Source organism: Streptomyces sp. NPDC056373 (assembly GCF_042262425.1).
In the GTDB taxonomy this organism is placed as follows: domain Bacteria; phylum Actinomycetota; class Actinomycetes; order Streptomycetales; family Streptomycetaceae; genus Streptomyces.
Genome location: NZ_JBHJPX010000012.1, coordinates 270,210 through 293,433, shown reverse-complemented (window position 1 = coordinate 293,433; position 23,224 = coordinate 270,210). Strand labels below are relative to the sequence as shown.

24 protein-coding genes and 1 tRNA gene are annotated in these 23,224 nt (G+C 70.5%); 8 read left to right on the top strand and 17 right to left on the bottom strand.

Features of this window, described 5'->3' with window-relative positions; translation table 11 throughout:
* Positions 1-19: 19 nt before the first annotated feature.
* The 8 genes from ACFCXS_RS26525 to ACFCXS_RS26490 all read right to left on the bottom strand — a co-directional run bounded on the left by ACFCXS_RS26525 (position 20) and on the right by ACFCXS_RS26490 (position 4,331).
* Positions 20-337, bottom strand: a complete 318-nt coding sequence (locus ACFCXS_RS26525; RefSeq protein WP_376645818.1) for a SpdD-like protein — start codon at positions 335-337, stop codon at positions 20-22.
* Between the two features lie 20 nt (positions 338-357).
* Entirely contained in the window at positions 358-513 is a 156-nt protein-coding gene (locus ACFCXS_RS26520) for a hypothetical protein (RefSeq protein WP_376645817.1), read from the bottom strand.
* 12 nt (positions 514-525) lie between these two features.
* Positions 526-717, bottom strand: coding sequence for a mobile element transfer protein (locus ACFCXS_RS26515; protein WP_376645816.1), 192 nt, complete (start codon positions 715-717; stop codon positions 526-528).
* Position 718: 1 nt separating this feature from the next.
* The gene (locus ACFCXS_RS26510) at positions 719-913 is read right to left on the bottom strand and encodes a hypothetical protein (protein WP_376645815.1); all 195 of its coding nucleotides are present in this window, start codon (positions 911-913) and stop codon (positions 719-721) included.
* A gap of 18 nt (positions 914-931) precedes the next feature.
* Entirely contained in the window at positions 932-1,612 is a 681-nt protein-coding gene (locus tag ACFCXS_RS26505; protein ID WP_376645814.1) for a DUF2637 domain-containing protein, read from the bottom strand.
* An 82-nt stretch (positions 1,613-1,694) separates the two neighbouring features.
* Entirely contained in the window at positions 1,695-3,053 is a 1,359-nt protein-coding gene (locus ACFCXS_RS26500; protein WP_376645813.1) for an FtsK/SpoIIIE domain-containing protein, read from the bottom strand.
* A gap of 3 nt (positions 3,054-3,056) precedes the next feature.
* A complete protein-coding gene (locus ACFCXS_RS26495; RefSeq protein WP_376645812.1) occupies positions 3,057-3,413 on the bottom strand; it encodes a hypothetical protein in 357 nt (118 codons plus the stop codon).
* Between the two features lie 138 nt (positions 3,414-3,551).
* The gene (locus tag ACFCXS_RS26490; RefSeq protein WP_376645869.1) at positions 3,552-4,331 is read right to left on the bottom strand and encodes a GntR family transcriptional regulator; all 780 of its coding nucleotides are present in this window, start codon (positions 4,329-4,331) and stop codon (positions 3,552-3,554) included.
* Positions 4,332-4,349: 18 nt separating this feature from the next.
* Here ACFCXS_RS26490 and ACFCXS_RS26485 point away from each other — a divergent pair, with 18 nt between their 5' ends.
* Positions 4,350-4,814: an NUDIX hydrolase gene (locus ACFCXS_RS26485; protein WP_376645811.1), complete on the top strand. Its 465-nt coding sequence runs from the start codon at positions 4,350-4,352 to the stop codon at positions 4,812-4,814.
* A 1,240-nt stretch (positions 4,815-6,054) separates the two neighbouring features.
* Here the strand turns inward: ACFCXS_RS26485 and ACFCXS_RS26480 are convergent.
* The 4 genes from ACFCXS_RS26480 to ACFCXS_RS26465 form a co-directional block, all read right to left on the bottom strand.
* Positions 6,055-6,345, bottom strand: coding sequence for a hypothetical protein (locus tag ACFCXS_RS26480; protein WP_376645810.1), 291 nt, complete (start codon positions 6,343-6,345; stop codon positions 6,055-6,057).
* Positions 6,342-7,073 carry a GntR family transcriptional regulator gene (locus ACFCXS_RS26475; protein WP_376645868.1) on the bottom strand — a complete coding sequence of 244 codons (732 nt, stop codon included), beginning with the start codon at positions 7,071-7,073 and terminating at the stop codon, positions 6,342-6,344. Before ACFCXS_RS26475 ends, ACFCXS_RS26480 begins: the two co-directional genes overlap by 4 nt.
* A gap of 437 nt (positions 7,074-7,510) precedes the next feature.
* Complete coding sequence (locus tag ACFCXS_RS26470) at positions 7,511-7,807, bottom strand: hypothetical protein (RefSeq protein ID WP_376645809.1); 297 nt, start codon at positions 7,805-7,807, stop codon at positions 7,511-7,513.
* Between the two features lie 12 nt (positions 7,808-7,819).
* A complete protein-coding gene (locus tag ACFCXS_RS26465; RefSeq protein ID WP_376645808.1) occupies positions 7,820-8,098 on the bottom strand; it encodes a hypothetical protein in 279 nt (92 codons plus the stop codon).
* Positions 8,099-8,177: 79 nt separating this feature from the next.
* Between ACFCXS_RS26465 and ACFCXS_RS26460 the strand changes: the two genes are divergently transcribed.
* Positions 8,178-8,933, top strand: coding sequence for a GntR family transcriptional regulator (locus ACFCXS_RS26460; protein ID WP_376645807.1), 756 nt, complete (start codon positions 8,178-8,180; stop codon positions 8,931-8,933).
* Positions 8,934-9,106: 173 nt separating this feature from the next.
* On the opposite strand, the gene ACFCXS_RS26455 is transcribed toward ACFCXS_RS26460, so the two are convergent.
* Both ACFCXS_RS26455 and ACFCXS_RS26450 read right to left on the bottom strand, forming a co-directional pair.
* A tRNA-Ser gene (locus ACFCXS_RS26455) sits at positions 9,107-9,193 on the bottom strand.
* Between the two features lie 63 nt (positions 9,194-9,256).
* On the bottom strand, positions 9,257-10,699 hold the full coding sequence (locus ACFCXS_RS26450; RefSeq protein WP_376645806.1) for a S1C family serine protease: 1,443 nt from the start codon (positions 10,697-10,699) through the stop codon (positions 9,257-9,259).
* Between the two features lie 285 nt (positions 10,700-10,984).
* Between ACFCXS_RS26450 and ACFCXS_RS26445 the strand changes: the two genes are divergently transcribed.
* From ACFCXS_RS26445 to ACFCXS_RS26435, 3 genes are all read left to right on the top strand, one after another.
* A complete protein-coding gene (locus ACFCXS_RS26445; protein WP_376645805.1) occupies positions 10,985-11,812 on the top strand; it encodes a glycerophosphodiester phosphodiesterase in 828 nt (275 codons plus the stop codon).
* 238 nt (positions 11,813-12,050) lie between these two features.
* Positions 12,051-12,689, top strand: a complete 639-nt coding sequence (locus ACFCXS_RS26440) for an ATP-binding protein (protein WP_376645804.1) — start codon at positions 12,051-12,053, stop codon at positions 12,687-12,689.
* Between the two features lie 123 nt (positions 12,690-12,812).
* Positions 12,813-13,802 (top strand): DUF5926 family protein, encoded by a 990-nt coding sequence (locus tag ACFCXS_RS26435; protein ID WP_376645803.1) that lies wholly within the window; start codon positions 12,813-12,815, stop codon positions 13,800-13,802.
* Positions 13,803-14,054: 252 nt separating this feature from the next.
* Here the strand turns inward: ACFCXS_RS26435 and ACFCXS_RS26430 are convergent, their stop codons facing one another.
* A complete protein-coding gene (locus ACFCXS_RS26430; protein ID WP_376645802.1) occupies positions 14,055-14,759 on the bottom strand; it encodes a hypothetical protein in 705 nt (234 codons plus the stop codon).
* Between the two features lie 55 nt (positions 14,760-14,814).
* The gene (locus ACFCXS_RS26425) at positions 14,815-15,480 is read right to left on the bottom strand and encodes a bifunctional DNA primase/polymerase (protein WP_376645801.1); all 666 of its coding nucleotides are present in this window, start codon (positions 15,478-15,480) and stop codon (positions 14,815-14,817) included.
* Positions 15,481-15,984: 504 nt separating this feature from the next.
* On the opposite strand from ACFCXS_RS26425, the gene ACFCXS_RS26420 reads away from it, so the two are divergent.
* The gene (locus ACFCXS_RS26420) at positions 15,985-17,499 is read left to right on the top strand and encodes a PP2C family protein-serine/threonine phosphatase (RefSeq protein ID WP_376645800.1); all 1,515 of its coding nucleotides are present in this window, start codon (positions 15,985-15,987) and stop codon (positions 17,497-17,499) included.
* 92 nt (positions 17,500-17,591) lie between these two features.
* Positions 17,592-19,076 (top strand): aminopeptidase P family protein, encoded by a 1,485-nt coding sequence (locus ACFCXS_RS26415; protein ID WP_376645799.1) that lies wholly within the window; start codon positions 17,592-17,594, stop codon positions 19,074-19,076.
* Here ACFCXS_RS26415 and ACFCXS_RS26410 read toward each other — a convergent pair.
* A complete protein-coding gene (locus ACFCXS_RS26410; RefSeq protein WP_376645798.1) occupies positions 19,066-19,935 on the bottom strand; it encodes a triphosphoribosyl-dephospho-CoA synthase in 870 nt (289 codons plus the stop codon). The two genes, ACFCXS_RS26415 and ACFCXS_RS26410, sit on opposite strands and share 11 nt — an antisense overlap.
* 279 nt (positions 19,936-20,214) lie before the next feature.
* Between ACFCXS_RS26410 and ACFCXS_RS26405 the strand changes: the two genes are divergently transcribed.
* On the top strand, positions 20,215-23,208 hold the full coding sequence (locus ACFCXS_RS26405) for a glycine--tRNA ligase (protein WP_376645797.1): 2,994 nt from the start codon (positions 20,215-20,217) through the stop codon (positions 23,206-23,208).
* The last annotated feature ends 16 nt before the right edge of the window (positions 23,209-23,224 follow it).

Below are 23,224 nucleotides of genomic sequence, written 5' to 3'. Positions count from 1 at the left end.
GAGGCCGCCCGGGGGCCGGTCAGCGACGCTTGGCGTCGGTGTTGACGAGCGAGCGGATCACCAGGGCGCAGACGGCGACCGAGGCGCCGGTGATGGCGACCGCCAGCAGCATGGAGACAAGGACAGCGCCGACGACCAGGACGACGGCCGTACCACCGCCGACGAGGGCGAGCGCGGTGCCGGGGGTGAGCTGGACCGTGGGCCGGGTCGGAGCCGGTGCCACGGGTGCCGGCGGTGGGGCCGGGGTGCCCGCGGTGATGGTGGTCGGCTCCACCACGGTGGGCGGGGTGACCGTGCCGGTGGGCTGGGGCATGGTCGGGAGTTTGGGCCGGAACACGAGCGGGTCTCCTTTCTCGGTTACTTCAGGGCCGTGTCGATGACCGGGGCCAGGAGGCTGTCGGCGAGGAGGTAGCCGCCCAGCAGGAGTACGGCGATGAGCCACCAGGGCGGGCGGATGAGCTTGACGCCGAGGACTCCGACGCAGAGCAGGGCGAACCAGAGCGGGACGTCCATGACTTGGGCCTCCTAGCGGACCTTGCAGCGGTGGGTGCGGGCGGCGAGCTGAGCGGCGGAGCGGCTGGTGTAGTCGGCGGACCAGCCGCAGCCGTCGGAGCTGCACACGGCGGCGTGCTTGGTCTGGCCGTGGCGGTCGCGGTGTGTGCCGATCTGCACCGGTCCGATCCGCATCACGGAGTGGAAGAAGTCGCGGGCGGGCATGTCAGTCGGTCTCCTCTCGGGCCGTGGTCGGGTCGGGGAAGGAGGCGCGGATACCGGCGGCGGTCGCCGGGTCGGTGGTGCACCGGGCGGCTTCCTCGGCGAGCAGGTGGGCCAGGTAGGGCCGGTTGGCGGCGGCCATCTCGCGGGCGCTGTCGAGGTAGTCGGAGGCGGTCAGGTTGGCTGGATCACTGATCACGGCGTGTCTCCCTTCCAGTCAGGTGAGTTGGGCCGCGATGGCGTCGGCCAGATGCGGCGGGACCCCGAGGCGGGCGCGAAGGGTGTCGGTGTCGATGGGGGCGCCGGTGCGGGCGTGGTGGTCGTCGGCGACCTTGCGTGCGTGGTCGACCAGCGCGGCCGGGACCTGTGCAGCCGGGGGCTGTTCTGCGGCGGTCAGAACCGGACTTTCGTCGGGCACCGGGACACCGAGGGGTTCGGGCACGGGATCCGGCTCATCAGCGGCCGGGGCGGTCTCCACCTCGGGCACGGACTCCGGGGCAGGAGGGGAGGACGCCGACTGCGGCGAGGAGTGGCCTGCGGGTGAGTGGGCGAGGAGAGTGCCGCCCATGAAGGCCAGGGCGGGCCAGGCGGCGACGAGGATGCGCAGCCAGGCCGGGACGTCGTTCAGGTCGAGCAGTCCGGCGGTGGCGACGTTGGCGCCCAGCGAGGCGACCAGGGCCATGAGGAACCAGCACCAAGCAAGCCGGGAGGGGCCGTCGGTGCGCAGCCGACGCCATGCGGCGACCAGGAGCAGGTCCACCGAGACCGGATAGGCCCAGGCTTTCCAGCCGTCCTGTCCAGCAGCGGCGGCCAGGTCGTGGAGGTGGGCGAAGGACAGCGCCCCGGCGATGACGGCCTGAACGAGGACGGCGTCAATGCGGAGAGCGGCGCGAGCCATCACGGCTCCTTCCTGTGATCAGGCATGACGGGGGTAGGGACCTGGCGCGAAGGGCGGTCGCGCCGACCGTGGGGCGGGGTGGTCAGACGGCAGGGGCTGTCTTGGACAGCGGAACCCGGGCCGAGGGCAGCGGGGTCACCACGGGCCGGAAGGCAGCCAGGCCAGGCAGTTCGGGAGCACGGTCGGCGTGCTTGTTGCACGTGTTCACGGCCTGGCGCAGGGAGAGGTGCGGGGCGCGGATGCGGTGCCAGCCGCCAGTGGAGTCCCCGGCGATGGCGAGCCCCCGCGTCTCGGCGGGGATTTGGATCGCGGCCAGGACGGCGTCCGGGGCGATGTCGCCGAAGGCCATGTTCGCGCTGGTTTCGTCGTTGACGCGGTGGGCGGTACGACCGGTGAGCTGGGCGCGCAACATGGTGATGCCCTTGCCGAGTTCGGAGCCGAAGCGCTGGCCGCAGATCTCCAGGTAGATGCCGGCCGCGCGGCCGAGCTGGGCGAGACGGACCAGGGCAGTGACGATCCGGTCCCTGCGCTTCTCCTCTTCCTTGCTGGCGAACAGGGCGAGTTCGGCGACCTCATCGACCAGGACCACGACCGGCACAGGCCGCAGATCCTCAGGCAGGTCCCATATATCGGCGGCGATCTCCGCATCCGGCACCGCGACGCTGATCCGCTGCTCGGCCCGGATGATCTGGTACACCTCCTCCATGTGGGACACCAGCGCTTCAAGCAACTCCAGTGCGGTGTCCGGGTTGTCGGCGAGCGCGGAGAACCGGCGCGCCAGCGGGAACAGCTCGACCCCTTGCTTGCAGTCGATGCCGACCAGGGCGACGTCGTGCGAGGCCAGCCCGGCCACAAGGTTGCGCTGGTAGACGGACTTACCAGACTCCGTCGCCCCGAGTGTCAGACCGTGCGGCACGGCGCGATAGTCGCGATAGTGCACCGAGCCGTCCTCCCGGAGAGCCACCGGGACCCGCATTGGGCGGGTGTCGGTCTCGGCGGGCATCTGCACCCGCTTGAGCACGTCGTAGCCGGTCATCCGGATCTCGACCACACCCGAGCGCAGCTCACGGGACGTGACGCCGTACATGGCGAAGGAGTGGCGCAGCCGGTCCGAGGCGGCGGCGACGTCGAAGGCGTCCTGTCCCGGGCGGAGTTTGAGCCGGAGGACCAGACCGGTGCGGGTGGGCCGCAGCCGCAGGATGCGCGGCGCGCGGGGTTCGGGCGTTGGACGGTTGGTCATGCGGGCCAGGGCCAGGCGCCACCGCGAGGGCGGAACCGTCAGCCCGCAGGCGTCCATGACCGAGGCGTAGCGGACGAGGACCCGCAGGGCAGCGAGGGTGACCCCGAAGGTCAGCCAGTACCAGGCGGGGCGCCGCCACCGCAGGAGACCCGCAGCGGCGACGACCACCAGGAGCAGCAGTAAGGCCGTCGGCCACGTCATGGCTCAGGCCGCCTTCGAGGCCGGACCCGCAGCGGCCAGCGAGGTGACGGCGACGGCACGGAAGGCGATGCCGTGACGCTTCTGACCGTTGAACTCGTTCTCCCACGGCCGGGCGATCAGCCCCGTGAGCGCGACCGGGGTGCCCATGGTCAGCTCACCGGAGATGCCGGTCTCGGGGACGGTGACGGAAAGGATCTCGACCTCGTCGTTGGCCGCGAACATCACGTCGACGGTCATCAGCTTGCCGCCGGTCTCGGCGTCGGTGGCGATCTCACCGGTGCGGCGGTCACGCACCTTGGGCTGCGGGGTCTTGGCGACCATCACGGTCGCGGCGGAGGTGTCGACAGGGATCTGACGCACAGCGATAGCTCCTCTATACAGGCTGGACTCCTTCACTCATGTATATGAGTGACATGAAGAAGAGTGCCTGACTCCTGTACATGAGTCAACCCGCCGCGGCTGCGAAGTCGCGACGGGTTGCGAGAAGTTGAGCGGACGTCAGTCGGCGGCAGGGATCCGGTACTCGAAAACGAACTGGTCAGCGGCCATGAGCGTGTCGCAGACCTCAACCACGAGCCCCGCCGTCGTCCGGGCCTCCCGGATCAGGTGAACCACCGGCGCACCAGGGCTGAGTGCCAGCTCGGACGCCTCCGCCTTGGAAGCCGCACGCGCTTGCAGCGACTCGACGAACTCGGCGAACTCGTGCCCGTGCTCTTCGAGTCGGGCATAGATGCCCCCGCCACCGGGGTTCTCGGCAAACAGCTCCGGGATCTCCTTCACGACCTCCCACGGAAGGTACGAGGTGGCGGTCTCGACCGGAGTGCCGTTGCGGAAGTAGAGGCGCCGCCGAGCGAGCACCTGAGTGCCGGCGGTGACGCCGAGACGCCGGGCGGCATCCTCGGGGGCCTCCATGGGGCCGATGTAGAGAACACTCACTTTGGCAGTGGCGCCGGACTGTGCGGACTCCGCGAGATACGCGGCCTTGCCACCCTGCCGGAGCGAGCGCCGGAAACGGTCGGAGGAGCGGTGCCGCACCGGCGGCCGGTCCTTCACGATCGAGCCCTTGCCGTGCCGGGTCTCGACAAGCCCGCTCGCACGCACTTCGACCATGGCCTTACGGATCGTGCCACCGGAGACGCCGTAGCGCTCCACCAGCTCCGACTCACTCGGCACCATGTCACCAGGCTTGAGAACACCCGCCCGGATCTGCTGCACAATCTCGTCAGCGATCTGTACGTACCGAGGCCCGGACCTGCCCCCTCCTACCGCAGTTCCCATAGCCGTTCTCTGCCTCCTATGCTCCTCTACATGAGTCAACCACAGGAAGCAACGTCGACGCCGCTGCACTCCGTATCCGTAGCCGGGGTAGTGGTGCGCGAGGACGGCCGCCTCCTGGCGATCCGCCGAGCCGACAACGGCACGTGGGAGCTTCCCGGCGGTGTGCTCGAACTCGAGGAGACCCCCGAGGCCGGTGTCGCCCGCGAGGTCCTGGAGGAGACAGGTATCCACGTCGAGGTCGACGAACTCACCGGCGTCTACAAGAACACGACCCGAGGCGTCGTGGCCCTGGTCTTCCGCTGCAAGCCTTCTGGCGGCACCGAGCGCACCTCGAGCGAGTCCACGGCTGTCTCCTGGCTCACCCCCGACGAAGTCAGCGAGCGCATGTCCGAGGTCTTCGCGATCAGGCTCTTGGACGCCTTGGACGGCAGTGGCCCACACGTACGGAGCCACGACGGCAGGCACCTCATCCCAGCGGGATAAGACTTTCCCTACTTCATCAAGGCCCGCGCACGGCGCGGGCGCGCGCCGCCTCTGCGGCGCGGCCTGCCTCCTGTCTTCGCCCCGGCTGGCCGCGCCCGGCGGCGCGCTCGGCGACTGCGGGCATGAAGTGGGAGACACCCTCTGTGGCTGGGGCGGTCGGCTCCACGGCTTTAGGCAGCCACTTTGGGGCGAGCCTCTAAGATCATGGCCCCAACGTCGTGCTTTAACGGGCAGGTCCACAGACTGCCCGACGCGCCGGAAGCTTACGGGGCCATGATCACTCGCCCCAAAGCAGCTCCAGCCCAAAGCCGCTCCACCAACCGCTCGGCACGGTGCGCCACACTTCGGCCACCCGAATGTGTACCGCGCTTTTAATTCACCAAATGGATTCACCGTAGATATTTTTCAAGCGAATCTGCGAAGTCAATCAGAATCCACGATTCACGATTCTCGCTCGTGATCAGATTTGGAAAAGTTGGCGCGCGATTTCACCTTGGAGCTTAGTTCGGGACTTAAATGACAACTAAGTCCCGAACTAAGTCCGCAACTAATACTGAAGGGGCACTATGCCCCTGACCTGGCCAGTTGCAGTTCTCCTCAGCATGCCACAGAATCCTGCTGTGCGGCGCTAGCCGCACCCCAGAAGAGGGGGAGGGGTGGTCGTGCGCCTGAAAGCGAAGGGCGTTCTTCCGGTTCATAGTCAATGACTCACCGGGGATAGCGGCCAGCGCGCAGCGCCGATCCCAAGAAACCCCCGATGGCTCCCATCTTGGGCCAAGAAAAGCCCACTCAGTCGCCCAGGCTTCCAGGCGAGGCGACCGAGTGGGCACCGAACCTCAGGAGGTTCAAGGATGAGTGTGACCCTTCCCCCGTGGAAGCTGTCAAACCCCGGCTCGAAGTCGTGGGTGATCACGGTGGTGCTAGTCGTTGTGATCACGTGGAAGGCGGCGGCTGAGTTGGTGAGTGTGTACGCCGATGTTCTCGCCCTAACGACCGTTCTCTTCGCGGGGTCGGTACAGCAGCGATGTACGGCAACCCCAGCAACGTGCCACGTCCAGTAGCGTTCCAGAGCCACAGCGCGACCGGTGTGACCGCCAACGACCGGTCCTGCTAGAGCTACGGATCAGAAGTTGCATGCTGCCCGAGGGCATCCGAGGGCGCTCGGTGACGACCGAGGACACCGAGAAGAGGGGTAGCTCAAGAGGATTCCCTTCTGAGCTACCCCTCTTTGGGGGCAGTGCTACCCAGACGTTGCCAGGCGGTGACCACGGCTGATCGCTACGCGGAGCGTGTCCCTCAAAGCCCCCGTCAGGTCCTTCGCCAAGAGTCGCAGCTCGTCCAACTCGGTATCCGCGTCGGCGAGTACGTCTAACGCCTGGTCCAGAAGTTCAGCCGCCACGCCGAGTTGCACAGACTCGATGCTGTCGGCCAGGCGGGACACGTGGCCGTCGCTGCCATCGGTGCTGAGGAAGCAAGGCTTGCCCTCGGGCCCCGTCCACGGCAGGAGCCGCAGCTCGTTCGACGTCGTCATCCTTCAGCCTGCCTCTCGTCGATCACGTACGGAGTGGTGAACACCGCGTCAGCACGGTCCCCCGGCAGCACCAGGAGCGCGGCCTCGACCACGCGCCCCACCCTGTCGGCCATCTGGCGTGTGACGGCGAGGACCGCCAGGGCAGAGCTGATCCGAAGGGTGGATGCCTCCTCCGGGCTCGGGAGTCGAACGCTGACCCTCTCCCGGACTTCAGCGAGCGGCGGGCGAACCTGCCTCAGTCGCGTCATCACGCCCGCGTACGAGAGTGAGCCGCGGAGCGCGGCGGCCGGCACCAGGTCGCAAGGGACGTAGATGCGAGCCAGGCTGTGCGGCCTCTCCCCCTCATTGCTGAGACAGAGGAACTCGGTCAGCGAGCTACTGGCCGACACCTCCAGCAAGGTCGCCAGATGCCCGCGAGCCCGAAGCTTCGTGGCCTGGACAGTGATGCTCAGAGCCGCCTCGGCGGCGGCCTGTCCGTCGGACCTACGGCACCCGCCGACGTACGTGACTCTGCGGATGGGAGGACAAACGAAGTTCCCCTTGCCGTGGACCTTCTCGACGAGGCCCTCCACTTGGAGCACGGCGAGGGCACTCCGCAGCGTCGGTGTGCTGACCCTGTACTGCGCCGCCAAGTGGGCCTCAGAGGGCAGGCGTTCACCGGGCTTGATCCGGCCGGTGGCGATCCCGTCTCGGAGGTCATCGGCGATAGCGTCGCGACGCGAAGGCATTGGCTGGATCACCGCCTCGCGCTCTCATCAGCCGCAGGGCGATGAGCCGAGTCCCCGTGTGCATGGTCAGCAACTCGCCCGAGTCGAACACAAGTCGTTTCGTGCCACCGGGCAGTTGGAAGAGGTCGGCCACCCGGCACTCCTGGCCTCCGACCTGGATGACGTCACCGCGTTGCACGCTGACCGATGTGATCTCGACGGGCGAGAGCAGCACGCCACTGAGTGCTCCTGCCCTCACCGCGCCGCCTCCGTCGGCACTTCCCGGCTGACGGTCTTGTGGCACGAGCAGCCGCAGACCTCGTAGATCACCGGTACATCAACCGGTGCAGTGACTGGGGACGACTCTGCGCATGCGTCGTGCGTACCGATCCGGCAGGAGCTCGACCGGTAGGAGTCGGCCCCCACCTGCACGGTGAGGGGGCGTTGGCGAGGAGGCATCAACGGTCACCCGCCGAAGCGAACCAGGGACCGGCGAAGGGAGGGCAGTGCACGGCCGTCGAACGATGCCGCGCGAGCTCCTCACTGGCCAGCACGTACGGACGGACGAGCGCGGTCTCCTCGCCCTTGAGAACGCCCGTGTCCTCGCGACGCTGTCGCAGGAACAGCGGTGCCCCGTAGGCAACCCCAGGAGAAGCGGCCGACGGGCGCACAGGCGTTGCGGGGCGGCGGTGCCGACCCTTGTGGAGGTACCGCTCCCTGACGTGCGAGACGGTACGGCGGATACGATCGAACACGCTGCTCAGCTCCTATCGCTGATGGCCTGGTCCCCCGACATCGCCCGTCGCGGGGACCGCTTTGCGTACGACCGCCCAAAGGGTGCGGTCGTTCGAGCTGGTGGCGAGGAGCCCGAATCGGTCGGCTCCAGCCACCGCTTCCAGGACCTCCCGCCATGACTCTGCGGAGAGTGGTTCGGGCACCTCCGCCTCGATGGCCGTGCAGCCGTCGCGTTCCCCCACACGCGCGGCGAGTCCGACGGCGGATAACCGAGCCGCGATGGCCTCCGCGCTCACCTCTGAAGCAGGCACAGGGCATCCTCCGGCCACCGGTGATCACTTTAAGTAAAGCTAGTTAACTAGATTAGAGCTAGTGGACTAGATTTTCCATATGCCTGAGCAGCCGCCCTATCTCCGCATCGCCGACCGACTCCGGCAGCGGATCGCGGAGCACGAGTGGATGCCGGGAGACCGACTCCCCTCCCGCGCCCAGATCGCCCAGGAGTACGAGGTGGGCGACAACGTGGTCCGCCGGGCCCAGGAACTGCTGATCTCCCAGGGCGTACTGGAGGGCCGCGCCGGATCGGGCACGTACGTCGCCGAGCCCCGGCAACGCGTCCGCGTGGTCCGTTCATCGGCGCGCGAGCAGCCCGACGGCTCCCCGTTCCGCTCGGACATGAAGGCTGTCGGCAGGCAAGGCGACTGGGAGAGCCGGACCGACGCCAAGGTCCCGGCCCCGGCAGAGATCGCAGCGCGTCTCGGTATCGCCGAAGGTGCCCTGTGCGTCCGCACGGCGTACGAGTTCCTCGCCGACGGCAGGCCGGTGCAGTTGTCGACGAGCTGGGAACCGTACGACGTCACCGCCGGCACGCTCGTCGTCCTCCCCGAGGGAGGACCGCACGCCGGGGTGGGCGTCGTGAACCGCATGGCCGAGATCGGCATCAACGTCAGCCATGCCGTGGAGCAGCCGGAGCCGCGGCAGGCGACCACCGAGGAGGCGTCGCTCCTGGGCATCCAGAAGGGCGCCCTGGTCACACACATCCGGCGGACGTACTACAGCGACCAGGGACGGCCCGTGGAGACTGCGGACATCGTGGTGCCCGCCGCTCTGTGCGAAATCGTCTACGAGGTCCCGATCAGTCGCTAGGCGGACGGCTCAGGAGCCCACAGCCGCTCGCCTGGGAGATCGCCCGCGCGTGCCCCTGCCGTGCCCGATCCAGCGGGAAACCACGGTGATCACCGGTTGGCCACGGTGTCCCGACATGAGAACGACCCCTGACCAAACACCCAGGTCAGGGGCCGTTCTCACTGCTCACCACGCGGAGGCGGTGGGATTTGAACCCACGGTGACATCGCTGCCACGACGGTTTTCAAGACCGTTCCCTTCGGCCGCTCGGGCACGCCTCCCCGCGCCGGCCGTGATCGGCGGCGCGGGGACAAGGGTAACGGGTCGGCGCGGGCAGGTGGGGGTCAGTTGTCGCCGACGCGGGAGCCGAGCGTGACGTCGACCGTGTGCTGCTTGCCGCCGCGCTCGTAGGTGATCGTGACCTTGTCGCCGGGCTGGTGGGTCCAGATCTCACCGATCAGGGTCGGGCCGGAGTCGATCACCCGGTCGTCGAGCTTGGTGATGACGTCGCCCGGCTTGAGACCCGCCTTGGCCGCCGGGCCGCCCGGCTCGACCGGTGCCGCACCGCCCGCGCCCTTGTCGGTGATCTGCGCACCGTCGGAACCGTCGTCCAGGGAGACGGACGCGCCGATCTTCGCGTACACCGGCTTGCCGTTCTTGATCAGCTCCTGGGCGACGTACTTGGCCTGGTTGATCGGGATGGCGAAGCCCAGGCCGATCGAACCCGACTGCCCCGTGCCGAAGCCGCCGTTGCCGGTGGACTGGATCGCGGAGTTGATGCCGATGACATTGCCCTGCGCGTCCAGCAGCGGACCGCCGGAGTTGCCCGGGTTGATCGAGGCGTCGGTCTGCAGGGCGCTCATGTACGACGCCTGGCTGCCGCTGCCGTCGCTGGAGGCGACCGGGCGGTTCTTGGCGCTGATGATGCCCGTCGTCACCGTGTCCGACAGGCCGAAGGGGGCGCCGATCGCGATGGTCGAGTCGCCGACGGCCACCTTGTCCGAGTCGCCGAGGGTGAGGGGCTTCAGGTCGGAGGGGGCGTTCTTGAGCTTGACGACCGCCACGTCGTAGCCCTGCGCGTGGCCGACCACCTCGGCGTCGTACTTCTTGCCGCTGGGGAAGGTCGCCGTCAGCTTGCCTCCGTCCACCGCGTCCGCCACCACGTGGTTGTTGGTGACGATGTGGCCCTGCTTGTCGAAGACGAAGCCGGTGCCGGTGCCGCCCTCGCCGCTGGTGCTCTCGGCCTCGATCGTGACCGTGCTCGGCAGCGCCTTGGCGGCGACACCCGCGGTCGTGCCCGGGTCACGCTTGACGTCGCCGCCGTTCGAGGAGGCCGAGACCGTCGTCGAACCGGTGCTCTCGTCGTTGTCCTTCGCCAGCACGTACCCGAGCCCGCCGCCCACGCCGCCCGCGACCAGCGCGGCGACCAGGACCGCCGCCACCAGACCGCCGCGCCTGCGACCGGACGGCGGTGCCGGCTGCTGGTACGACGAACCCCAGCCACCCGAGCCGGAGCCACCGTCGCCGTACGGGGCGGTCGGCGGCGGGGGCGGGGGCCAGGACGGGTCGGGGGCCGAAGAGGAGGCGCCGGGGTGGCCTGCGCCGCCCTGCCCCTGGGGGACCTGCCCCTGGGCGTCCTGTCCGTACGGCCCCTGGGGGGCCTGTCCCTGGGGCGCCTGTCCCTGGGGCGCCTGTCCCTGGGGTGCCGGAGCAGCGGGAGCGTCCACCGGCACGGGGGGTGCGGACGGGGCGGGGGGTACCGCGGTGCCCTCGTTCTCGGTGCTCACAGCTTCTCTCCTAGATCCACGGCCGTTTCCGGGTCGCATGCGTTCACGCTTTTCACGCCGTCGACGGGTCCGGCGCGATACAGCTGAGCTTGTCCCTTTGTATGCCGTCAGCTTTTCCCACAGGCCGTCAGGGCACCATAAGCGGTGGCTGTGCGTCCGAGGCCATTCTTTATATAGGTCATCAAGGGCGAAAAGGATGCAATCCCAGCGCCTCCGTCCGGACCTGCGTCTCCGTCGAGTCCGTCCGACCGGACGCGTACCCGCACTCGGTGGCACCATGACGCGGTGACCCACGCACGACAGCACGTGATTCAAGTCGTCGCCCACCGCGGAGCCTCCGAGGACGCCCCGGAACACACCCTGGCCGCGTACACCAAGGCGATCGAGGACGGCGCGGACGCCCTCGAATGCGATGTGCGTCTGACCGCCGACGGCCACCTGGTGTGTGTCCACGACCGCCGGATCAACCGTACGTCCAACGGCCGCGGTGCGGTCTCCGCGCTGGAGCTGGCCGATCTCGCCGCCCTGGACTTCGGCTCCTGGAAGAAGGGCGAGGCCTGGAAGGGACGCGACGAGGAACCCGACTGGGAGCACCGCCCGGAGGACCGCGAGGCGACCTCCGTACTCACCCTGGAGCGACTGCTGGAACTCGTCGCCGACGCCGGGCGCCGCGTGGAACTGGCCGTCGAGACCAAGCACCCCACGCGCTGGGCCGGGCAGGTCGAGGACCGGCTGCTGTTGCTGCTGAAGCGGTTCGGGCTCGACGCCCCGGCCTCGGCGACGGAGTCGCAGGTGCGGGTCATGAGCTTCTCGGCCCGTTCGCTGCACCGCGTGCGCGCCGCCTCGCCGACCCTCCCGACGGTCTACCTGACGCAGTTCCTCTCACCCCGGCTGCGCGACGGACGGCTGCCCCCGGGTGTGCGGATCGCCGGCCCCTCCCTTCGCATCGTGCGCAACCACCCCACGTACATCGAGCGGCTGAAGCAGGCCGGCCACCAGGTGCACGTGTGGACGGTGAACGAGCCCGAGGACGTGGACCACTGCGTCGCGCTGGGCGTCGACGCCATCATCACCAACCGCCCGCGCGCGGTGCTGGAGCAGCTCGGCCGCTGAGCCGGCCCGGCGGCCGCTGAGCCGACGCATCTGCCGAGCCGTGTCATCTGCCGAGCCGGCCCGGCTGCCGACGTCGGACCGGGCGCGACCAACCTCTCAAGTCCCACCAGACCCACGCACACCTCTTGACCCCGCCCCACGCCGGGCGGGATCCTCCCCTCTCGGCCACACCGATGATTTTCAGCCAGCGGTTACCGGGAGTGCTCCGGCGCGTTCGATCCGTATTCGGTCGTGGTGAATGCGTCACCGGACGTGGATTGGCCGGTTTCCGGTACAGGCCAATGGGGCATCCACACCGTGGCGTGGGGCGAAGGAGGTCTCGGGGGTGGCGTTGGTGGTGGCACAGGAGGTGCCCACGTCGTCGAGCATGGCCGTTCCCCATGGCCCTGCGGGCGTGGGGAAAGCGAGACACCGGATGCGTACGCAGTTGCGCGGAGGTGGAGTCGCGGAATCGGTCATCGACGACGCCGTACTGATCCTTTCCGAGCTCTTGAGCAACGCCTGCAAGCACGGCAGACCCCTGGGCGACGCACTGTCCGGTGACGGTGACGTGCGTGCCGCGTGGCGCGTGGAGCCGGCCGGCCGGCTCGTCGTGGAGGTCACGGACGGCGGCGGCCCGACCCGCCCCGCCCCCGCGACCCCCTCGGTCACGGCGCACGGCGGCCGCGGGCTGAACATCATCACCGCCCTCGCCGACGACTGGGGCGTACGGGACGACATCCGCGGTGAGGTCACCGTGTGGGTCATCGTCCACGACGACGTGCACGATCCGGACGCCGGCCACCGCCGAGACGACTTCGCGACGCGCGTCGCCGCCCCCACGGTCTCCCAGATACCCGGGCTGGACTTCGCGGACGCCTTCGAGGACATCGACTGAGACCGGAGGGACCGGGCGCATACGCCGCGCGGGTCGGGTGTTGTCCACAGGACCCCTTGACCCGGGGCATGAACGGCTAGGCTCGCGACCGTACGAGACGAGCCGTAACCGGGAGACCCATCGATGGCCAAGAAGCGACCCCAGACGAAGGCCAAGCGCCCGCAGACCACGGGCGGGGCCCGCACCGCTGGTGCCCAGGGAGACGTTCCGGTCGTCGGCGCTCGTGAGCCCTGCCCCTGCGGCAGCGGCCGCCGCTACAAGGCCTGTCACGGCCGGGCCGCCTCGCACGCCGCGACCGAGCTGGTGCACCGCCCCTTCGAGGGCCTGCCCGGCGAGTGCGACTGGGTGGCCCTGCGCGAGCTGGTCCCGGCGGCCACGGTCGAGCTGCCCCTCAAGGACGGCCTGCCCGAGGGCGTCCCGGCGGTCACCCTGGCCACGGTCCTGCCCATGGCCTGGCCGGCTCTGCGCCGCGACGACGGCTCGGTCCTGCTCGGCCTGCAGAACGACACCTCGTCCGGCGACATCAGCCGCGACCTCGCCGACACCCTGCAGCGCGCCCTCGAGGCCAAGCCGGGCACGCCCGTCCAGGGCCGCCGCGCCCCGGCCGACAGCCCGCGGCTGCAGGATCTGCTCGACCCCGACGGCGCCTTCGAGCCAGAAGTGCACACCGGCTTCGAGTTCTGGGTGCCGGACCCGGAGAACGCCACGCCCGACGTGACCGCCTCCCTGGAGCGGGCCAACGCCGCGGCCATCCCGACCGTCAAGCTCCAGGGCGTGGACGCCGCGTACTGGTGCGAGACGCCGGAGAAGAACCACCTGCGGTGGGTCATGCCGCATGCCGAGGAGCAGCTTCTGGACGCCCTCGCCCGGCTGCACGCCGCGGGCCGTTCCAGCCTCGGCGAGGGCACCCGGCTGGTGGGTTCCTTCCGCGCTCACGGTCTCACGGTGCCGGTGTGGGACCTGCCCAGCGGGGTCACCGCCGAGGACGTGGAGAAGCCCGCGGCGGAGTTCGCCGAGCGCCTCGCCGCCGCCCTGGCGACGGACGCGCCGCTCACCGCGGACGAGCGCCGCGCCCGCGGCGGCCTCACCAACCGGCAGGTCACGCTCAGCTGATCCCCGCCCCGGAGTCAGGCCGGCCGCTCCACCGGCCGGCCGGCTTCCGGGACCCCTTCAGATCACAACTCCCGTCGGGGACAAGCCAGTCGGTGACTGGAAAGGCGAGTTCGAATTTGCGAACCGCCGATCTCTTGTTACCGTTCCTGTAGCCCGGTTGCTGGTGCATCCCCCGTCGCCAGCAACCGGGTCTTTGCGTCTCCGCTTCCGTTCACGGAACGCAGCGGCTCTTCAACTACCTGTATGGGAAGGCTAGTTGCTTCCCGAGCGCAGCAGCAGCGGTCCCTGCCCGCCCCGCTCGGCGAACTCCGCGACGGCCGTGTACGCCGCTGGATTCCCGCGTGCGGGCTCCCGGGGCGTCTCGCACGTCCCCGGCTCGTCCTCCGCCGCCAGGGCACATGTCATCCGCACCGTGCGGTCGCCAGGACCCATCAGGCTCAGTGCGGCGTCCAGCGCCTCACCCGTCGTATTGCGGTAGTAGGTCCGCGCCCAGGTCTCCACGCCCTGCGTCACCACACAGGTCTGCGCCTCGACGCCGTCGGGTGAGGAGAGTTCGGGACCGCAGCGCACGGCGGTCGACAGGCCCTGGCCGAGCACCGGAAGACCGTGGGAGCCGGCGGACGCCCCGGGCGCTTTGCCGTCGGCGCGTGGGGAAGTCCCTACGGCAGCGGAACCCGGCGCGCGGGAGTCCGCACCGGAGCCGGAGGGGCGGGAGCCGTAACCGGACGCGCCGGAGCCGTGACCGGAACCTGACGAGCGGGGGTCGGAACCGGAACCGGACGTGCGGGCGCCCGCACCCACCGAATCCGCGGCCCGTTCGGTCCTGGCCGACTCCACCGGCCCCGCGGACGCCACCGCCAGCGGCAGTGCGATCGCGCATGTCGCCACGACGCCGGCGAGGGCGAGCAGCCTGATCTTTCGAGGGTCCCGGGAGCGGCCCCGGGCGTGACGCCGCATGGTTCCGGAACTTAACGCGCCCGGGCGGGCACCGGGCTCAACGCGCCCGACGGCCCTAGAACTCGGGCGCGCTCACACCCGTACGAGTGAGGGCTTCGACCACGGCGTCCACCACGGCCTCGACATCGGGCACCCACGGCGAGGCCGAGCCGGGCAGCGGCGCGCGCTCCCAGCGGATCTCGCCCTGGCCCGTCTCGGAGGGCGGCAGAGCCAGGTAGCCGCCCTCGCCGTGGAAGCGGAGCGAGCCGGGCACGAAGTCCTTGGCGTAGAGCAGTTCACCGAGCTGCTCCATGGAGTACGGCTTGACGAGGATCGCCCAGCGGGCGGGGGAGGCGACGACCGGGCCGAGGCGCATGCCCATCTGGTCCAGCGCCTTGAGGGCGCGGGCCGCCGGGAGGGCCGGCAGCGACACCGCGCAGGGCGCGAGACCGCCGGTGGCCAGCACGATCGGCGCCGTCGGCCGGTTGCCCCACCACCACCGCACCATGCGCTCGTCGGTGGTGGCCGCGAGGAGGCCGGGGTCGAAGGGGTGCGCGCCGGGCACCGTGCAGTCGGGGTCGGGGCAGCTGCAGCGGGAGTGGCCCTGCGGGTCCGCCGCCACGCCCGGGAGTACGGGCCACTGCCACTGCGTCGCGTAGGTCAGGGCCGCGTCGATCAGCTCAGGCTTCCCGTCGCTGCGCTGAGACAAGAGCCTGCGTCGCCTTCCGAGGATCTCGCGCATGAGCGCTCGTTCCTTTCCGTTGCACGCCTGGCAACACCGTGGTCCACATCACATCATGTGTCGATCACTTCACTGTGCGTACCTGTTGGCGCATCACACCCCTGCTTGAAGCAAGGGGAACCCCTGTGGGTCGAGCTTCGGGCTGCCTCCGCGGCTGTCCCGCCCATACTGCGTCTGCCGAAAGCACGGGCGTGGCGCAGGGGTGGCGAAGTATGGCGTTTGCCGTCGCGCGTATTTCTCTCCGCCTCCGCCACGGGAGGATGGGGCACGGTCGTCGGTGGATAGGACGCCCGGTTCCGTCACCAGGTTCCGGGTGGTTCCCAACCACCCCTGGCCTTCACCGAGTACGTACCCATCACGACCGTTGTGACGCTCCGTCGAGCAAGCCCAGTCGACCGCAATAAGCCGTCCCCTGAGGCAGTTTTAAGCCAACTTTGCATTTCCGCAAGGGGAAGGAGAGTTGTTCCCTCGCACCTCGCGGACACCAGGAATCCCAGCAGGACAATGCTGGACATCTCCTCACGAGTGCGTGTACATGTGGAGACACTGCTAGCGACGCAGAATGACATGGGGGTTTGCGATGCTTTTGAGCAGTACGTACCGGTTGGAAGGCCGGACGCCATGAACGCTCCGCACCCTCCGAAAGTGGCCGGAATCGATTCAACGGTTCCGGCACCCGCACACACTGTCGCGCCCGTGACGGCGGGCTCGTCCCCGGCCGTACCCGCGAACCCCCCGGCCCCCGCCGGAGCCGTGCTCCAGGACCGTCTCGCCGGCTGGGTCTCCGACCTCACCACCCTGCACGAACTCACCGAACGCCTGGCCCGCACCACCACGCTCGACAACGCGCTCCAGGAAGTGCTGCGGGCCGGCGCCGCCCTGGTGGGTGCCCGGCGCGGCCTCGTCGTCATGGAACCCGGCGACGGACTCGGCCCCGACACCACCATCGGCCTGGGTCTCGCCCGCGCCGATCTCGGCCACATCGAGACCGTGCCGCGCAGCGCCCTGTCCTACGGCCGGATCCTCGACGGGCTGCCGGGCGACGAGGGCGGCATCGCCGATCCCGACCTCTTCGCCCAGGAGGGACTGGACCCCCGCCACCGCGACGTCGCCGCCCGCCTCGGCTACGCCGCCAGCTACGCCCTCCCCCTGACCGCCGACACCGCCGTCCGCCTCGGCGCCGCCGTCTGGCTCTACGACGAGCCCGCCGAACCGGGCGAGCGGCAGCGCCACCTCGCGGGTCTCTACGTGCGCTACGCCGCCGAGCACCTGGCCCGCCTCCTCGAACTGGAACGCACCCGCGCGTCCATGGCCACGATGTCGGACGAACTGCTGCCCACGCGGCTGCCCCGGGTCGGCGGCGTCCAGCTCGCGGCCCGGCACCACACGGGACCGCGCGGCGGCGGCGACTGGTACGACGCGCTGCCGCTGCCCGACGCCGCCCTCGGTCTCGCCGTCGGATCCGTCACCGGCTCGGGGCCCAGCGCGGTCGCCGCGATGGGGCGGCTGCGGGCGTCCCTGCGCGCGTACGCCGTGATGGAAGGGGAGGACCCGGTCGCCGTCCTGTCCGACCTGGAACTGCTGCTGCGCCTGACCGAACCGGCCAGGTCGGCCACCGCGCTGTTCGGCTACTGCGAACCGGCCGCCCGCAAGATCACACTGGCCGGTGCCGGGCACAGTCCGCCCCTGCTGATCGGGCCACGCCGCACCGAGTTCGTCGAGACCTCCGTCTCCGCCCCGCTGGGCATGCTCGCCTGCTGGGAGGCACCCAGCGTGGAGATCCTCGCCGAGCCCGGAGAGACGGTTCTGCTCTACACCGACGGGCTGCTGCACCGCACCGGAGAGGGCACCGACCGCGCCTTCGCCCGGCTGCACGCGGCGGCGGGCTCGGTGCCGCGGGCCCTGCGCGGTGACCCCGGCGCGATCGCCGACCATGTGCTGCGGAGCGTGCTGCCGGACGGGCTGGACGCCGCCGACGGTGCGGAGGACGTCGTCCTGCTGGCGGTCCGGTTCGAGTAGGCCTCCTCGTCGTCCCTCGTCATGGGCCTGGGCCCGCTTCCGCGCCGCCGTACAGTGGAGGACGGTCCAGTGCCGTATCGAGGAGGATGACCGTGGCGGAGGAGCTCACCCCGGCAGTGCCTGATTCTGCTGCTGACGCAGCGGGCCCGGACGAGAGCGAAGAGCCGATCAAGCAGCGGAAGAACGGACTGTACCCGGGCGTGTCCGACGAGCTGGCCGAGAACATGAAGAGCGGCTGGGCCGACACCGAGCTGCGCGACCTCGAGCCCATCCCCCAGGCCGCCGAGACCGCCGCCCGCCGGGCCGCGCTCTCCGCGCGCTTCCCGGGCGAGCGTCTGGTGATCCCCGCGGGCAACCTGAAGACCCGCTCGAACGACACCGAGTACGCCTTCCGCGCCTCCGTCGAGTACGCCTACCTCACCGGCAACCAGACGGAGGACGGCGTCCTGGTCCTGGAGCCCAAGGGTGACGGCCACGAGGCGACGATCTACCTCCTGCCGCGCTCCGACCGCGAGAATGGCGAGTTCTGGCTGGACGGCCAGGGCGAGCTGTGGGTCGGCCGCCGCCACTCCCTCACCGAGGCCGGGACGCTGTACGGCATCCCCGCCTCCGACGTGCGCGAGCTGGCCGGGACCCTGCGTGAGGCCACCGGCCCGGTGCGGGTCGTGCGCGGCTACGACGCCGGCATCGAGTCGGCCCTGACCGACAAGGTCACCGCCGAGCGGGACGAGGAGCTGCGGGTCTTCCTCTCCGAGGCGCGCCTGGTCAAGGACGAGTTCGAGGTCGGCGAGCTGCAGAAGGCGGTCGACTCGACCGTGCGCGGCTTCGAGGACGTGGTGAAGGTCCTCGACAAGGCCGAGGCGACCTCCGAGCGGTACATCGAGGGCACGTTCTTCCTCCGCGCCCGTGTCGAGGGCAACGACGTCGGCTACGGCACGATCGCTGCGGCCGGGCCGCACGCCTGCACGCTGCACTGGGTACGCAACGACGGCGCCGTTCGCTCGGGCGAGCTGCTGCTGCTCGACGCGGGTGTGGAGACGCACACGTACTACACGGCCGACGTGACGCGCACGCTGCCGATCAACGGACGGTTCAGCGACCTTCAGCGCAAGATCTACGACGCCGTGTACGAGGCCCAGGAGGCCGGGATCGCGGCGGTGAAGCCCGGTGCGAAGTACCGCGACTTCCACGACGCCGCCCAGCGGGTGCTGGCCGAGCGGCTGGTCGAGTGGGGGCTCGTCGAGGGGCCCGTGGAGCGGGTGCTGGAGCTGGGGCTGCAGCGGCGCTGGACGCTGCACGGCACCGGGCACATGCTCGGCATGGACGTCCACGACTGCGCTGCCGCGCGGGTCGAGGCGTACGTGGACGGTGTCCTGGAGCCGGGGATGTGTCTGACCGTGGAGCCCGGCCTGTACTTCCAGGCCGACGACCTGACCGTGCCGGAGGAGTACCGGGGCATCGGAGTGCGGATCGAGGACGACATCCTCGTGACGGCTGACGGGAACCGGAACCTCAGTGCGGCGCTGCCTCGGCGGTCCGACGAGGTCGAGGCGTGGATGGCGTCGCTCAAGGGCTGAGTTTCGGGTGCGGGTGCGTGGGGGCTGATCGCGCAGTTCCCCGCGCCCCTATGGCATCCAGGAACAGCGTGCCTGCCAGCAGAGGGGCGCTGCCCTTGGGACCCCAGCCGCGCGCCTGAAGGTCTGCGTCCAGGGCTGACAGCGCCACTGCCCCCGGATCGGCCGCCGTACCGCCCGCGTCCAGGACACCGCGCGCGCCTGCCTGGACGTGGCGTAGCCCCCGGGGCCCCGCCGTGTACAGCAGCTCGGTGTCCTGGAGGGTGGACATCACCGTGAGCAGGGCGTCCAGCCGGGCCTGGGGCTCGGTGGCGCCCTGAGCGCGGGCCGCGGTGAGGGCGGTCAGGGCGCGGCGGACGTGCGGGAATCCCGCCCTTGCCTCTCCTCTCGCACCGGCCGCGCCGTAGCGGGCCGACACCGTGGAGCCGTGTGAGGGGCGGCGCGGGGCGCGGCGGTCCGGGTGGGCGGCCAGCTGTTTGGCCAGGGCCGTGAGGTCGGCCGGCCCGGCTCCCGGCCGCAGGGCTGCCGCCGCCACCAGCAGGCCCAGCGTCCACAGGGCGCCCCGGTGGCCGCCGCCCGCCAGCGCCACCGTGTGTTCGGTGGAGCGGCCGATCGCACCCAGGTCGGCGCGGAGGCGGGCGCTGGGCTCGCCTGTGCGGCGGGCTGTGGCGGCCATGGCGATGAGGCCGGGGAGCAGTGCTCGGGCCGACCACCGCAGGGTGCTGTGGTCCCGGGCTGTGCGCTCCCGCGGATCGGGCAGGCCCGGCTTGGGCGCCAGGGCCAGCTGACCGACCAGGGCGCCGACGGCGGCCCTCGCGAGTGCCTGGTCCTCACGGCCGTTCCCGTACTGCGTTCCCGTCATGGGCCGGGAATGTAGGGGCGTCACCCATGAGACGGATGGGTCCCGGCTGTGAGCCCCCTGTACATCGCCCCCTGGCTTACCGCGTCCCACAGGGGCGCGGGGAACTGCGCGACCGGCCACGCACGACCCGCGCCCGCCCACGGCGTTCCAGTGGCACCCCCTGCCGCCCTCCCCGCGCACGTCCGACCGGTCGGTCAAGAAACAGCAGGTCAGCGCCAGTTGACGTATGAGATCATGGCCGACCTTGCCGGTCCGACTCGGGGAACAGGCGCGATCATCATGAAGAACGTATCGACGGCGCTGACCATGCAGGACGCCATCCTCACCCTGCAGAAGTACTGGAGCGACAACGGCTGCATGATCACGCAGCCGCTGAACACCGAGGTCGGCGCCGGTACGGCCAACCCGGCCACGGCACTGCGGGTGCTCGGTCCCGAGCCGTGGAGCGTCGCCTACGTGGAGCCGAGCGTGCGGCCGGACGACTCGCGGTACGGCGAGAACCCCAACCGCCTCCAGACCCACACCCAGTTCCAGGTGATCCTCAAGCCCGATCCGGGCAACCCGCAGGAGCTGTACCTGGGCAGCCTGCGCGCCCTCGGTGTCGATCTGAACGCGCACGACGTGCGGTTCGTCGAGGACAACTGGGCCTCGCCCGCGCTCGGCGCCTGGGGGCTGGGCTGGGAGGTCTGGCTGGACGGCATGGAGATCACCCAGTTCACCTACTTCCAGCAGGTCGGCGGCGTCGCCCTGGACCCGGTGTCGGTGGAGATCACCTACGGCCTCGAACGCATCCTGATGAACCTTCAGGGCGTGTCCCACTTCAAGGACATCGCCTATGCGCCGGGCATCACCTACGGCGAGGTGTTCGGGCAGAACGAGTACGAGATGAGCCGCTACTACCTCGACGACGCCGACATCGACACCAACCACCGGCTGTTCGAGTCGTACGCGGCCGAGGCCCGGCGCCTGCTGGACCTGGAGCTGCCCGTCCCGGCGTACACGTACGTGCTGAAGTGCAGCCACACCTTCAACGTGCTCGACGCGCGCGGGGCGATCAGCACCACCGAGCGGGCCAAGGCGTTCTCGCTGATGCGCGGGCTGACGCATGAGACGGCCAAGCTGTGGGAACGGCGGCGGGCCGCGCTGGAGCATCCGCTCGGGCGTGCGGCGGCGCCCGCCCCGGCCGAGCGGGCGATGCTGCCCAAGGTGCCCGGCGTCGAGACGCTGCTGTTCGAGATCGGTGTGGAGGAACTTCCGTACGCCGACGTCCCCGCCACCACCGAAGCGGTGCGTGAGTCGGTCACGGCCAAGCTCGCCGCGACCCGGCTGGGGCACGGCGCGGTCAACGTGATGGCCACACCGCGCCGGATCGTGATCACGGTCGACGGTGTGCAGCCGCGGGAGCGCGACACCATGCGGACCGTGCGCGGGCCCAAGGTCGCCGCCGCCTACAAGGACGGTGCCCCCACCCCGGCGCTCCAGGGCTTCGCCCGCAGCCAGGGCGCCGAACCGGCCGACGTGCGGGTCGTCGAGGCCAACGGGGTCGAGTACGTGGCGGTCACCCGTCACGAAGAGGGGCGTCCGGCCGTCGAGGTGCTCAGTGAGCTGCTGGCCGAGGTCGTCTCCGGGCTGCGGGCCGGGCGCAACATGCGCTGGAGCGACCCGGGGCTGTCGTTCTCACGTCCCGTGCGCTGGCTGCTCGCGCTGCTGGGCCGTACTCCCCTGCCCGTGGTGGTCTCCTCGCTGTCAGCCGGCGACACCACGCGGGTGCAGCGGCAGGCGCCCTACCCGGAGGTCCGGGTGACCTCCGCCGAGGGTTACCCGCACTTCCTGCACATGCACGGCATCCTGCTCGACCGGGACGCCCGGCGTGGCGCGGTCGTGCGCGGAGCCCTGGAGGCCGCCGCCGAGGTGGGTGGACGCATCGACGTGGAGGACCAGGCCGGGCTGATCGACGAGATCACCGACATCCTGGAGTTCCCCTACGCCGTGCGGGGTTCGTTCGACGAGCGCTACCTCGAACTGCCCGCGAGTGTCCTGACCACCGTGATGCGCAAGCACCAGCGCTATCTGCCGGTGCTGGACGGCGACCGGCTCATGCCGCACTTCGTGACGTTCGCCAACGCCCTGTGCGACGACGACGTGGTGCGGGCCGGCAACGAGGCGGTGCTGCGGGCCCGTTACGAGGACGCCGCGTTCTTCTGGCGGGCGGACCTGAAGGTGGCGCCGGAGGAGTTCCGGCGCCGGCTGGACAAGCTGACCTTCGAGGACCGGCTGGGGACGGTCGCCGACCGCGCCGTCCGGCTCGCCTCCCTCGCCCAGGACCTGGCCGGACGGGCCGGTCTCCCCGAGGAGTCGGTGGAGGTCGTGCGGCGGGCCGGCGCGCTCGCCAAGTTCGACCTGGCCTCGCAGATGGTGATCGAGTTCTCCGGCCTGGCCGGGGTCATGGCCGAGGAGTACGCACGCCGGGCCGGGGAGTCCGACGAGGTCGCCCGCGCGCTGGCCGAGATGGAGCTGCCCCGCTCCGCCGGTGGCGCCCTGCCGGCCGGGGACGCGGGGGCCGTGCTGTCCCTCGCCGACCGGTTCGACCTGGTGACGGGCATGTTCCTGATCGACGCCGCGCCGACCGGGAGCTCCGACCCCTATGGGGTGCGCCGGGCCGCGATCGGGCTGCTCAACGTGTTGCGGAGCGCACCCGCCGTGGCCGGGGTGCGGGTGAGCGAGGGTCTGCGCGCGGCGGCCGTCCGCTACGCCGCGCAAGGAGTCGAGGTGCCCGCCGAGCGGGTCGCCGAAGCCGCCGAGCTCATCACCCGGCGCTACGAGCAGCAGCTCACGGACGCCGGGCACGAGCACCGGCTCGTCCAGGCCGTACTGGTGTGGGCCGACCGGCCCGCCCACGGCGACCGCACCCTCGCCACGCTGGAAGGGCACATCGACAGCGAGGCGTTCCAGGCGCTCGCCGCCGCTTTCCAGCGGGTGGTGCGTATCCTGCCCGAGGGCGGTGTCGAGGCGGCCGACGGGTCCCTGCTGACCGCGCCCGCCGAACGTGCCCTCGCCGAGAGCGCGCAGGCCGTGCGTCAGGCGCTGCAGGGGCGGGAGGACGATCTCGGCGCGCTGATCGAGGTCTCCGCCCCGCTGGTCGAGGCGATCGGCACCTTCTTCGACGAGGTGCTGGTCATGGATCCCGACCCGGCGGTCCGGGCGGCGCGGCTGGCGCTGCTGACGGACGTGGCGGGGCTGGCGCGTACGACGCTGGACTGGGGAGCACTGTAGGGCTGGTGCGCTGCAG

Coding starts and splice junctions, on each gene's coding strand:
- ACFCXS_RS26520 (WP_376645817.1), bottom strand. CDS start 513: ATGGACGTCCCGCTCTGGTTCGCCCTGCTCTGCGTCGGAGTCCTCGGC.
- ACFCXS_RS26515 (WP_376645816.1), bottom strand. CDS start 717: ATGCCCGCCCGCGACTTCTTCCACTCCGTGATGCGGATCGGACCGGTG.
- ACFCXS_RS26505 (WP_376645814.1), bottom strand. CDS start 1,612: ATGGCTCGCGCCGCTCTCCGCATTGACGCCGTCCTCGTTCAGGCCGTC.
- ACFCXS_RS26500 (WP_376645813.1), bottom strand. CDS start 3,053: ATGACGTGGCCGACGGCCTTACTGCTGCTCCTGGTGGTCGTCGCCGCT.
- ACFCXS_RS26490 (WP_376645869.1), bottom strand. CDS start 4,331: ATGGGAACTGCGGTAGGAGGGGGCAGGTCCGGGCCTCGGTACGTACAG.
- ACFCXS_RS26485 (WP_376645811.1), top strand. CDS start 4,350: ATGCTCCTCTACATGAGTCAACCACAGGAAGCAACGTCGACGCCGCTG.
- ACFCXS_RS26480 (WP_376645810.1), bottom strand. CDS start 6,345: ATGACGACGTCGAACGAGCTGCGGCTCCTGCCGTGGACGGGGCCCGAG.
- ACFCXS_RS26475 (WP_376645868.1), bottom strand. CDS start 7,073: ATGCCTTCGCGTCGCGACGCTATCGCCGATGACCTCCGAGACGGGATC.
- ACFCXS_RS26460 (WP_376645807.1), top strand. CDS start 8,178: ATGCCTGAGCAGCCGCCCTATCTCCGCATCGCCGACCGACTCCGGCAG.
- ACFCXS_RS26440 (WP_376645804.1), top strand. CDS start 12,051: ATGCGTCACCGGACGTGGATTGGCCGGTTTCCGGTACAGGCCAATGGG.
- ACFCXS_RS26435 (WP_376645803.1), top strand. CDS start 12,813: ATGGCCAAGAAGCGACCCCAGACGAAGGCCAAGCGCCCGCAGACCACG.
- ACFCXS_RS26430 (WP_376645802.1), bottom strand. CDS start 14,759: ATGCGGCGTCACGCCCGGGGCCGCTCCCGGGACCCTCGAAAGATCAGG.
- ACFCXS_RS26425 (WP_376645801.1), bottom strand. CDS start 15,480: ATGCGCGAGATCCTCGGAAGGCGACGCAGGCTCTTGTCTCAGCGCAGC.
- ACFCXS_RS26420 (WP_376645800.1), top strand. CDS start 15,985: ATGCTGGACATCTCCTCACGAGTGCGTGTACATGTGGAGACACTGCTA.
- ACFCXS_RS26410 (WP_376645798.1), bottom strand. CDS start 19,935: ATGACGGGAACGCAGTACGGGAACGGCCGTGAGGACCAGGCACTCGCG.
- ACFCXS_RS26405 (WP_376645797.1), top strand. CDS start 20,215: ATGAAGAACGTATCGACGGCGCTGACCATGCAGGACGCCATCCTCACC.